Annotated in this window: 11 protein-coding genes and 1 tRNA gene; 7 read left to right on the top strand and 5 right to left on the bottom strand. The window is 29.2% G+C overall.

All coding sequences use genetic code 11. The features are described from left to right. Window positions 1-40: 40 nt before the first annotated feature. From CLV86_RS00145 to mscL, 3 genes are all read left to right on the top strand, one after another. Window positions 41-451 carry a group III truncated hemoglobin gene (locus tag CLV86_RS00145; protein ID WP_121048198.1) on the top strand — a complete coding sequence of 137 codons (411 nt, stop codon included), beginning with the start codon at window positions 41-43 and terminating at the stop codon, window positions 449-451. Between the two features lie 85 nt (window positions 452-536). After that, the gene (locus tag CLV86_RS00150) at window positions 537-3,845 is read left to right on the top strand and encodes a cytochrome c biogenesis protein (RefSeq protein ID WP_121048201.1); all 3,309 of its coding nucleotides are present in this window, start codon (window positions 537-539) and stop codon (window positions 3,843-3,845) included. A gap of 361 nt (window positions 3,846-4,206) precedes the next feature. Beyond that, window positions 4,207-4,659, top strand: a complete 453-nt coding sequence (mscL, locus tag CLV86_RS00160) for a large conductance mechanosensitive channel protein MscL (protein WP_076733428.1) — start codon at window positions 4,207-4,209, stop codon at window positions 4,657-4,659. Between the two features lie 62 nt (window positions 4,660-4,721). Here the strand turns inward: mscL and CLV86_RS00165 are convergent, their stop codons facing one another. Next, window positions 4,722-5,093: a hypothetical protein gene (locus CLV86_RS00165; protein WP_076733427.1), complete on the bottom strand. Its 372-nt coding sequence runs from the start codon at window positions 5,091-5,093 to the stop codon at window positions 4,722-4,724. Window positions 5,094-5,231: 138 nt separating this feature from the next. On the opposite strand from CLV86_RS00165, the gene CLV86_RS00170 reads away from it, so the two are divergent. The 4 genes from CLV86_RS00170 (at window position 5,232) to CLV86_RS00185 (ending at window position 8,180) form a co-directional block, all read left to right on the top strand. Further along, window positions 5,232-6,380 (top strand): trans-sulfuration enzyme family protein, encoded by a 1,149-nt coding sequence (locus CLV86_RS00170; protein ID WP_121048207.1) that lies wholly within the window; start codon window positions 5,232-5,234, stop codon window positions 6,378-6,380. A gap of 4 nt (window positions 6,381-6,384) precedes the next feature. After that, window positions 6,385-7,281 (top strand): 23S rRNA (adenine(1618)-N(6))-methyltransferase RlmF, encoded by an 897-nt coding sequence (gene rlmF, locus CLV86_RS00175; RefSeq protein ID WP_121048210.1) that lies wholly within the window; start codon window positions 6,385-6,387, stop codon window positions 7,279-7,281. Between the two features lie 10 nt (window positions 7,282-7,291). Further along, entirely contained in the window at window positions 7,292-8,008 is a 717-nt protein-coding gene (gene bshB1 / locus CLV86_RS00180; protein ID WP_121048213.1) for a bacillithiol biosynthesis deacetylase BshB1, read from the top strand. Window positions 8,009-8,104: 96 nt separating this feature from the next. Continuing rightward, a tRNA-His gene (locus CLV86_RS00185) sits at window positions 8,105-8,180 on the top strand. Window positions 8,181-8,241: 61 nt separating this feature from the next. Here the strand turns inward: CLV86_RS00185 and CLV86_RS00190 are convergent. The 4 genes from CLV86_RS00190 to CLV86_RS00205 form a co-directional block, all read right to left on the bottom strand. Then, on the bottom strand, window positions 8,242-9,801 hold the full coding sequence (locus CLV86_RS00190) for a M28 family peptidase (protein ID WP_121048216.1): 1,560 nt from the start codon (window positions 9,799-9,801) through the stop codon (window positions 8,242-8,244). A gap of 84 nt (window positions 9,802-9,885) precedes the next feature. Then, window positions 9,886-10,923, bottom strand: a complete 1,038-nt coding sequence (locus CLV86_RS00195; protein WP_121048219.1) for a M28 family metallopeptidase — start codon at window positions 10,921-10,923, stop codon at window positions 9,886-9,888. A 52-nt stretch (window positions 10,924-10,975) separates the two neighbouring features. Further along, on the bottom strand, window positions 10,976-11,305 hold the full coding sequence (locus CLV86_RS00200) for an FUSC family protein (protein ID WP_121048222.1): 330 nt from the start codon (window positions 11,303-11,305) through the stop codon (window positions 10,976-10,978). Between the two features lie 4 nt (window positions 11,306-11,309). After that, entirely contained in the window at window positions 11,310-12,092 is a 783-nt protein-coding gene (locus CLV86_RS00205) for a DUF3108 domain-containing protein (RefSeq protein WP_121048225.1), read from the bottom strand. Window positions 12,093-12,134 lie beyond the last annotated feature (42 nt).

Here is a 12,134-nt window from a genome sequence, read left to right on the forward strand (position 1 = left end):
AAAGATGAAATAAAAGACGTTTCTGTTATCTTTGTAAACAATGGAAAAAAAAGATATAGATAGCCGTAAAGATGTAGCATTTTTAGTAGATTCTTTTTATACAAAAATAAGGAAAGACAAGACTTTAGGTCCTATTTTTAATAATGCTATAAAAGATTGGAATAAGCATTTAAACCATTTAACTACTTTTTGGGAGTCTAGTTTATTTTTTTCTAAAAAACTAGAGCATAAATACATTGGGAATCCACTAGAAGTCCATGCGAAAGTAGATAAAGATAATAATTATAGTATAACAGAATTACATTTTGGTATTTGGCTAAATTATTGGTCGCAAACCATAGACGAATTATTTAAAGGAGAAGTAGCAGAAAATGCAAAACGACGTGCCAGAAAAATGGGAACATTTTTATACTTGAAAATATTTGAAGCAAGGCAAGAAGATGTTAATTAATTTTAACAATAATTACTCAAATATCTGCTAAATAAAATAAACAAAAAGGACTATCTTTGCACGAGCTAAATACAGCCTTATTATTATGCAAAATAGACTAGCAAAAATCCTTTTTTCTACACGTTTAACAGCCGTATTATTTATTGTTTTCGCAGCAGCGATGATTGTAGGAACATTTATGGATGCAGGACAAGAAACTTCGCCAACACCTTACTCTCGTACCTTAATATATAACACTTGGTGGTTTGAAGGTATTATGGTGTTTTTTGTAATTAATTTTGTTGGAAACATTTTTAGATTTAGATTATTTAAAAAAGAAAAATGGGCCACATTAATACTTCACCTAGCATTTATATTTATTTTTATAGGAGCATTTATTACAAGATATATTGGGTATGAAGGTATGATGCCAATTCAAGAAGGTGAAACCGAAAACACATTTTTATCTCAAAAAACTTATGTTTTAGGTTTGGTGAATGGTGATTATAAAATTGATGGAGTTGCGCAACGTCTTAGAATTGAAAAAGAAGTTGATTTTTCAGAAAGATTGAATAATAAACTTTCTATTAATACAACATACGATACAATTCCTATTAATGTTACTTTAGAAAAATTTATCGCTAATGCCGAAAAAGATATTATTCCAAGTGAAGATGGTGAAGAATATTTAAAAATTGTAGAAGCAGGAAATGGAGCGCCACATAATCATTTTTTAAAATCTGGTGAAGACCAGATGATACACAACATTATATTTACTCTAAATAATCCAAAAAAGGGAGCTATAAATATTATTAATGATGAAAATGGAATAACTATAGACTCTCCTTTTGAAGGTGAATATTTACAAATGGCAACTATGGCCGAAGGTAAATTAATAAAAGACAGTATTCAGCCTTTAATGTTACGTTCAAGATACGTTATTGGTAATATGCAAATGGTATTTCCTAAACCAGTTATAAAAGGTCATTTTGATATTGTAAAAAAATCTCAATTATTAAAAAGTGACGAAGATGGAATTGTTTTAAATGTTACAGCAAATAACGATACTAAACAAGTAAAATTACTTGGTGGTATGGGAACAAGTAACCAATGGGAGCGTGTAAATGTTGGTGGTTTAGATATCGATTTTAGATTTGGAGCAAAACTTTTAGAGTTGCCATTCGATATTAAATTAAACGACTTTGTTGCCGAAAAATATCCAGGAACAGAGAATAGTTATTCTGCTTTCTCTAGTGCTATTACAGTTATAGATAAAGAAGAAGGTGATTTTGATTATAAAATTTTTATGAATAACGTTTTAGATCATAGAGGATATCGTTTTTTTCAAGCAGGTTTCGATAATAATGAAACATTAACAAGACTTTCTGTAAACCATGATCGTTGGGGAACCTGGATAACTTATTTAGGATATATGTTACTTTATTTTGGTTTAATGGCTATTCTATTTAATAAAAACACACGTTTTGCCGATTTAAAAAGAGCGTTAGATAAAGTTAAAGACAAAAAGAAGAAATTTATTTCTATTTTTATTTTATGCTTTACTTTAACAGGATTTGCTCAAAACGAACATTTTGAAGGAGATGGACACAATCACGCTCAGGAACCTGTAAACACAACAGAAGCACAAGAGCCTATTGTAGAACACGATAATTATACATACGAAGAAAATAAGAATGCTGTAGATTCTATTTTAAGAGCTAATATAGTGCCTAAAAAAGAAGCAGATAAGTTTGGACGTTTAGTTATACAAGACGTTGGAGGAAGAATGATGCCTGTAAATACTTATGCTTCAGAATTTTTAAGAAAACTTAGTAAGAGTGATACTTACGAAGGCTTTACAGCAGATCAAGTATTTCTATCTGTACACGAGAGTCCTCAGTTTTGGTATAACGTTCCAATTATCTATTTAAAATCTAAAAAAGACGATTCGCTTAGAAAAATTATAGGAGTAGATAAATCTGATGGTTATGCCACATTAAGTCATTTCTTTACTAATAGAGGAGAATACAAACTAGCACCATATTTAAATGATGCCTACAAAGCACTGGCTCCAAATGGATACCAAAAGGAATTTATAGAGGCAGATCAGCGTGTAAATTTATTACATAATACAGTACAAGGAAATTCGCTTAAAATATTTCCTATACCAGAAGATGAGAATAATAAATGGGTTTCTGCTAACGAGTATAGAACAGGACATTATAAAGAAAAGATAAAAGATACTATGTATCAAAGCTTTATAAATCAAAGTTTTAATCTTTATTTATATCGTTTAAATAGTGCAAAACAATCTGGAGATTTTAAAGAAGCAGATAAAATTTTAGAAGCTTTTAAAAGAAATCAACAAAAACTTGGTGGCGAAGTTATGCTTACCGACGAAAAAATTCAAACAGAGATTTTGTATAATAAATATGATATATTTAAAAATCTTCATTATGCATATATGCTATTTGGAGCCTTGTTATTTATATTATTAATTGTACAAATATTTAAAGATAAGAGTAAGACTATTAAAGCACTAATAGTAGCTTTAAAGGCCTTAATACTATTATCCTTTTTATTACATACTCTAGGTTTAATTTTAAGATGGTATATATCTGGTCACGCACCTTGGAGTGATGGTTACGAATCTATGATTTATGTAGCTTGGGCTACTATGTTATTTGGTTTAATGCTTTCAGCAACCTCAAACAGAAATTTAAAAACTGTATTTTCAAGTTTATTGGGCGGTAACCATAGTTCAGACTTAACAACCGCAGCAGCAGCTTTTGTAACATCTATGTTGTTAATGGTAGCTCATTTAAGCTGGATGGATCCTGCTATTGCAAATTTACCACCAGTTTTAGATAGTTATTGGTTAATGATTCATGTGGCAGTTATTGTAGCTAGTTATGGACCATTTACACTATCTATGATCTTGGGAGTAACTGTTTTAATACTCATGATTTTAACCACAAAAGAAAATAAAGAAAAAATGCTCTTAAATATTAAAGAGCTTACTATTATAAACGAAATGTCTTTAACTGTTGGATTAGTTATGCTTACTATTGGAAACTTCCTTGGTGGTATGTGGGCTAACGAGAGTTGGGGACGTTATTGGGGATGGGACCCGAAAGAAACATGGGCACTTATTAGTATAATGATTTATGCTTTTGTAATACACGCCAGATTAGTACCTGGATTACGTGGCAGATGGTTATTTAATTTAATGTCTATAGTTGCACTTTCGTTTATTATTTTCACTTATTTTGGTGTAAACTTTTATTTATCAGGTTTGCATTCTTACCAATCAGGACAAGATTTAAGTTATAAATATATAGCAGTTGCTGTTGTATGTGTTACTATACTTGCTGTTCTTTCATATAGAATGTACGCTAAGTTTTATAAAAAATAATATTTTTTAATTCTAATTTTAATTGTTAGATTAGACTTTCTAATTAAAACAATAAAGAATGAATTATTTTAAGCGTATTGGTATACATAACATTTTAATGTTAATACTTTGCTTAATTATAATTCTAGTTGCTGAATATTTGTTTTTAACTGGAAATGAAATTCACGGTATATTTTTGGGATTGTGGGTACCTACAATTTTAGGATTAATGATATTTTTAAAGCTGATAGATAATGGATCCAAATAGCTTTATATTATATTTTTCGATTTTTATAGCATTTTGTGTAATATGTTGGGCTATAGCTATGATAAGAATTTATAATAAAAAATTTAAAAAATAATCATTAATTAGTTTTATTACATGAAAGCATTTTTTAAGGAGTTTAAAGAGTTTGCCGTAAAAGGTAATATGATGGATATGGCAATAGGTATTATTATAGGAGCTTCCTTTAATAAAGTTATTGATGTATTGGTAAAAAAAGTATTTATGCCTCCATTATCTTTAATGACAGATGGCATTAAATTTCAAGATAAAAAAATAATACTTAGAAATGCTGTTTTAGACGAAACAGAGAAAGTTACCACTGCAGAAGTTGCTATAGAATATGGTGCGTTATTTGAAGCCTTGTTAGATTTTATGATTATTGGAATAACAGTATTTGTTGTTGTAAAAGCCATGAATAGGTTAAAGAATAAATCTCAAGATCCTAAAGACAAAACTGTTAAAACTCCAAAAGATATACAATTGCTTACAGATTTAAACGAGCTTATGGCAGAGCAAAATAAAATATTAAAATCTAAAGTAAAGGACTAAAAAAACAGCATATGTAGTGGAACGTCATACGCTGGTTCATTTCTAATCAAAATATAAAGTAATCATATTTTAATTAGTGTTTTGTTTAAATTTAAATCGTTTAAAACATCGTTAGTAAACTTATAGTGGCCACGTGTTGTAATAATTCTAAATCTATTATCATTCATCCTACTTAACACATCAAGAAAACGCCATTTCGATTTTAATAAGCGAGGTTTATCACTTTTTAAACCAATTTCAAAATAATATTTTTTTGTTCTCCTAGTGGCAGTTATATCTGGAGTTATTTTTATGTCACCATCTTGTTTTACATAAGATTTTGGAGCCTCGTAACCTTCTACGTCTGCCTTAATATTTTCAAAACCTAAGTTTTCTAAGTAGTTAACAGATTCCTTAATAAATGCCGCGTTTTCTTTTTTTTCCGTGTGTATCATGTTTCTAAAATACAACCAGACATTTAATTTTTGCGTTAATGGCTTGTTAAACCATTGGTTTTTAACATTTTTTAAGAATAATAATATCTTTATAGATTACTTTTTAATCTTAATCTATACAATTACTATCTTTACATTATGAGTAAAAAGAAATTAGGTTTAAATACCATTTGCGCGCATGTAGGCGAAATTAAAGACGAACAATTTAAAGGTGCAGTATCACCTATTTATTTATCAAGTTCTTACGAATTTTTAGATGTCGATATTAAACGTTATCCGCGTTATTTTAATACACCAAATCAAGAATATTTATCTAAAAAAATAGCTGCTTTAGAAGGTAAAGAAATGGCTATGATATTTGGTTCGGGTATGGCAGCTATTAGTCATATGTTTTTAGCTTTTTTAAAAGCAGGAGATCATATTGTAGTACAAAATACAATTTATGGAGGAACAAGTAATTTTATTAGAGAAGAATTTCCAAAACTAAATATAGAATTTACATTTACTAACGGTTATAGTGTTTCAGATTTTGAAGCAGCTATAAAACCAAATACTAAATTAATTCATATTGAAACTCCTTCTAATCCTTTATTAACCATTACAGATATTAAAGCTGTTGCAGATTTAGGAAAAAAGGAAGGTATAATTACAAGTATAGATAATACGTTTGCAAGTTCTATAAACCAAACACCTGGAGATTTTGGAGTAGATTTAATAATGCACTCGGCAACAAAATATTTTGGAGGACATAGCGACATTTGTGCAGGTGCAGTTGCAGGTTCTAAAGAACATATGGATAAAATATGGAATGTCTCTAAAAATTTGGGAGGTAGTTTAAGCGACTTTACTGTATGGATGTTAGAACGTAGCATGAAAACAATGGGACTACGTGTAGAAAAACAAACCAAAAATGCTTATAAAATGGCAAAATGGTTAGAAAAAAACGATGCAGTTAAAAATGTTTTCTATCCAGGTTTAAAAAAACATCCAGAACATAAGTTAGCAAAATCGCAAATGCATGGTTTTGGAGCTATGCTTTCTTTTGAACTTAAAGACGACTTAGATTCTGTAAAATTTCAAAAAGCTTTAAAATTAATAAAAGCATCCATGAGTTTAGCAGGAGTGGAGAGCACGGTTTTAAGTCCTGCTCAAACATCTCATTCATTATTAAGTCAAGAAGAACGTGATGCTATAGGCATAACCGATGGTTTAATTAGATTTTCAGTAGGTATAGAATCTGTAAAAGATTTAAAAAATGATATAAACCAAGCCTTAAAACAATTATAATATTTTGCATAAAAAAAATAAGCATCAAAAAGATTACGATTTTAAAAAACTAATAGAAAGTTTTCCTAGTCTTGAATCTTATGTTTTTGAAAATAAATACGAAAAAAAAACTATTGATTTTGCCGATGCTAAGGCGGTAAAAGCTTTAAACACTGCACTAATAAAAACATATTATAATATAGATTTTTGGGAATTTCCGGATACAAATTTGTGTCCTCCAATTCCTGGTCGTATTGATTATATTCATCATATTTCGAGTTTACTTAACACATCAAATATCAATAATAATATTACAGTTTTAGATATAGGAACAGGAGCATCTTGTATATATCCTTTACTTGGTAATGCAGAGTATAATTGGAGTTTTGTAGCAACAGACTGTAATAAAAAGTCTATAGCTTCCGCAGAAAAAATAATTATAAAAAATAAGCTTAAAGGAGTTATTAAGTTAAAGCATCAACCTAATACAGATAATGTTTTTAAAGGAATAATTAATTCTAATAGTAAATTTTCTGTATCTATTTGTAATCCTCCGTTTTATAAAGATGAAGCTGAAGCTTTCGAGGCTACAACAAGAAAATTAAAAGGTTTAGGTAAGCTTACAGATTCCGTAACAAGAAACTTTGCAGGTCAAGCACATGAATTATGTTTTAAAGGAGGAGAAAAAGCCTTTTTACATACTTATTTATATGAAAGTTCTTTATTTAAAACACAATGTTTTTGGTATACAAGTTTAGTCTCCAATAAAGACAATATTAAGTCAATGAAAAAGTCTTTAACAAAACTTGGAGCAACAACAATAAAAGTAATAGAAATGAACCAAGGCAATAAAAAAAGTAGAGTAGTAGCTTGGACATTTTTAACAGAAAAAGAACAACAAAATTGGATAAACAATAAATAATACATTAAAAATGAAATTAGATATACTGGCTTTTGGTGCACATCCAGATGATATAGAGTTGGGAGCAGGAGGAACGATTGCAAAAGCTATTGCCGAAGGTAAAAAAGTAGGAGTAATAGATTTAACAAAAGGCGAATTAGGAACTAGAGGTACAGCAGAAACTAGAAAAATAGAGGCTGAAAATGCTTCTAAAATTTTAGGATTATCTGTTAGAGAAAATTTAGGTTTTGCAGATGGTTTTTTTGTTAATAATAAAGAGCACCAATTAGAAATAATTAAAATGCTTAGAAAATATAAGCCAGAAATAGTGCTTTGTAATGCAATTGATGATAGGCATATAGACCACGGAAAAGGAAGTAAACTTGTAAGTGACGCATGTTTTTTAAGTGGATTATTAAAGATTGAAACTATGCATAATGGTATAAATCAAGAAAAATGGAGGCCAAAACATGTTTACCATTACATACAATGGAAAAATATTGAGCCAGATTTTGTTGTAGATATTTCTAATTATATGAATATAAAACAAAAAGCTGTAGATGCTTATCAAACGCAATTTTTTAATAGTAAAAGTAACGAGCCAGAAACACCTATAACTAGTAAAAGTTTTATAGATAGTGTAAATTATAGAGCAAGAGACCTAGGTCGCTTAGTAGGAGTAGATTACGCCGAAGGATTCACTGTAGAACGCTATATAGCAGTTAATAGCTTATTTGATTTAAAGTAAAAAAAACAAAAAAATGCATAAAATTTTAATGAAAAGGCTTTGTAGTAAATAGGAATTAATTTACATTTGCACACGCATTACAAAATGCGCACAAATGGTGGTTGTAGCTCAGCTGGTTAGAGCGTCGGTTTGTGGTACCGAAAGTCGCCGGTTCGAACCCGGTCTTCCACCCAAAAGCAAAAAGCCTTCAATTTTTATTGAAGGCTTTTTTTGTATATATAAGTTTGTGTTTTTTATTCTGTTGCTTTATCTACAGTAATTCTAGCCTCTCTATTAGCCAATTCCCATGCTGTATAAAAAATTAAGCGTGTTCTGTTTTCTAATAAATCGTATTGAATTTTATCTGGTGTGTCTCCTGGTTTATGGTAATCTTCATGAGTTCCGTTAAAGTAAAATATTACAGGAATATTGTTTTTAGCAAAGTTATAGTGATCGCTTCTAAAGTAATAACGGTTAGGATCATTTTCTTCATTAAATTTATAATCTAAATCAATATTCATGTATTTCGTGTTCACTGCCTCAGAGATATTATGTAACTCTGTACTTAGCCTATCGCTACCTATAAGGTAAAGGTAGTTTCTGTTTTTCTTTTCACGATTAGGATCTGTACGACCAATCATATCTATATTTAAATTTGCAACAGTATTTGCTAACGGAAAAATAGGATCATTATCTGTATAATGTCTAGAGCCTAGTAGGCCTTTTTCTTCTGCAGTAACATTTAAAAAAACGATAGAGCGTTTAGGACCGTTACCTTCTTTTTTTGCTTTAGCAAATGCTTTTGCTATTTCTATAACAGCAACTGTTCCTGAACCATCATCGTCTGCACCATTATAAATTTCACCATTTTTAACACCTTCATGGTCTAAATGTGCAGAGATAATAATGTACTCATTAGGCTTTTCACTTCCTTTAATAATTGCTGCAACATTTTCAGAATTTATTTTTTCAGAATTATTTTTATAATCAATTTTAATATTAGCTTTTAAAGTAGACGCTTCTTCTTTAGTTTCAATATCTTTTACTAAAGTTTTAGCCAAGTCTAAATTAATTAGCATGTATAACATATCGTCACCTCCATTAGCTAAAGACATTCTACCACTAGAACGCCCAAATCTATTTACAGCCATTGCATAGACTTCTGGGTAATAATATAGTAACGCTTTTGCACCTTTATTTTGGGCAACTTCCTTTTTTAATGCAAAAGATTGGCGCATATTAGACCATTTAGAGCTTTCATTTGTTCCCGAAATTATATAGCTACCATCGTTATTTTTAGGCTCTCCAGAACGAATTACTACAACTTTATCTTTAACATCTAAATTTTTATAGTTAGAGTAGTTATCGTCATCTATACCAAAACCAGCATAAACAAATTCGCTAGTGCTTAAGTTTGTGTTTTTAGAGGATGAAATTGAAACAAAATCGTCTAAATTTTTATAAGCTTTATTGTTAACAGTTAACATTACTTCTGGAGCAGACATTATTTCTAGTGGTACATCTTGAAAATAGTTTCCATCGCTTTTTGCTGCAGGTATACCACTTTCTATATAGTGTTGTTTTATAAACTCCACTGCCATTTTTTGTCCTTCTTCACCGGTTTCACGACCTTTAAACTCGTCTCCAGCATAAATATAAAGTTCTTTTTTTAAGTTTTCTGCAGTTATAGTTTCTGCATAAGTAGTTGGGTTTGCCGGTACTTTATTAATATTATTAGTTGATGTATTGCTTTTAGAAGTAGAACAGGCTACAATTAAAGCAGAAAGAGAAAAGAAGTAAAATATTTTTTTCATTTTTAGTATTATAATTTAATTATAAAGTAAAAATACGAGAAATATAATTGTCAACTTAATTTGTTGTATTTTATTTAGAAAACTTTAGATGTCTTCATTTTTAATTAAAAAATCTTTTCTATTGGCCAATTGCCATGCTGTTGCAAAAATTAGTTTTGCGCGTTTTGCCAATAATGGATAATTTATTTTTTCTGGAGTATCTGTTGGTTTATGGTAATCTTTATGTTCACCATTAAAATAGAAAATAACAGGAATGCTTTTTTTAGCAAAATTGTAATGGTCGCTTCTGTAATAATAGCGATTTTTATCATTTTCGCTATTATATTTATAATCTAGTTCTAAATTTGTGAATGTTTGTGCTGTTTTTGCAGAAATATAATGTAATTCTTTACTTATTCTATCTGCTCCAATTAAATAAATATAATCTGTATTGTTTTCGTGCTTATTATCTACACGCCCAATCATGTCTATATTTAAATTAGCTATTGTTTTATCTAAATTAAAAACAGGATTTTCTATATAAAATTTAGAGCCTTGTAAGCCAATTTCTTCGGCAGTAAGATGCAAAAATAAAATACTTCTTTTAGGAGAGTGGCCTTGTTGTTCTGCAAGTTTAAAAGCTTCTGCAATTTCTGTAATGGCAACAGTACCAGAGCCATTATCATCTGCTCCAAAAAAAATAGCATCGTTTTTAATACCTAAGTGATCTAAATGACCAGAAATAATTAATACTTCTTCTGGATATTGACTTCCTTTTATATAAGCTAAAATGTTTTCTGATGCTCCCATACCTTTTGGCAAAAAATCTTCGGGTATGGTTTGGTAGTAAGTAGAGTCGTTAACTTTAGGTGCAATATTTTTTTCTTTGTAAAAACTTCTTAAATAATTTGATGCTTTTTTTTGTCCTTGTTTACCGGTAGCTCTGCCTTGAAATTCTTCTGAGCAAAAAATATCTAATCTGCTTTTTAAATCTTGAGGAGTTATTGTTTTTGAATATTGAAGTACAAGTTCCTTGTCTATAATTTCTACATTATGTTCTAAATTTTCAATTTTTGTGCTATATTTTGTTTCTGAACAAGAGCCAACAACTAAAAAAGCAGAAGCGATGATTAAAGCTTTCATTTTAAAAATATTTATAAATCTAAATATAAATAATTTCCTACAATAAATTACATTATTCTGAAATATCAATATCCTCTAATTCTTCTATAGAGTCTTCAAGTGAGTTTTCTTCTCTTTGTTCTAACTGTTCTGTATCGCCAACTTCGGTAGTTGTGGTAATACTTTTAAAACTTGCCAAAGCTAAAGAGATAATGGTAAGTAAAAATATTAATTGAACTGTATGTTTGGGTTTATTTTCTTTTTTCCCTTTAAAAAATGCTATAATTCCAAAAATTAAAGCTGCAATTGCAGGAAAAAAAGCGAAGTTATATAATGGTAAAACCGCTAGTACTACAGCTAGAATAGCACTTATTAAACCTAAACTGATAAATAAAAATCTCATTGTTTTAATTTTTTAAACCTGTTGCGTTTTTAATTTTTAATTCTCCATTTCCAAATGCTACTTTAAATTTAGCATATACTGGAATTTTATTCTCATCTGCAGTTAACCATAAATAGTTACTATTACCTTTTAAGGCATCATTATTAGTAAGATTTATACGTAATTTATAACATTCTTTTTTACCTAAAGCTGTATTAATGGTTTCTTTTGCAATATATGTAAATCTAAATTTAGTTTCCTTATTATCAAACAGAACGGTAAAAGTATCACTGTCTCCTACAGATGCTTTTTTTATGTCTAAGCTTCTTAAATGATAAATGGTTGTTACTATGTCTTTAGTATTTCCGTTTATTCTTACAGTGTTATTTCTATCCCAAAAGCCAGATTCGAAGTTTTTACTTTTTTGCCTAATTAAGCTTTTAACTGTATTATTTTTATGGTTAAAATTATATTTTACAAATTTATAATGCCCGCCTTCATCTATATCGCGTTTAAATAAATATGGAGTTAATGTTTTTGGGTTTACATAACTCTCGTAAAGATCTCTAATTTTAAAAAAATTGTCCCATTTTGTGTAAGTAGTGGCTTTACATTTTAAACGTAAAAGTGTAGAGCTTTTAGTTTTTACACTGCTAGTTTCCATAGTTACTTCAGCAAAATCTGTCATTAAACCAGACATATTATAACCTGCAGTAAATGTTAATTTTTCATTAGCTTGAAAGGCATTATTTTGAGCGTTAATGTGTAACGAAAAAATAATGGCTAGAAATAAAAATAATTGTTTCATAAAGACTATTTAAAGTTCAAAGATAAAAATAGTAAACACTAA

The organism is Lacinutrix venerupis, assembly GCF_003663945.1.
GTDB classification, from domain to species: Bacteria; Bacteroidota; Bacteroidia; order Flavobacteriales; family Flavobacteriaceae; genus Lacinutrix; species Lacinutrix venerupis.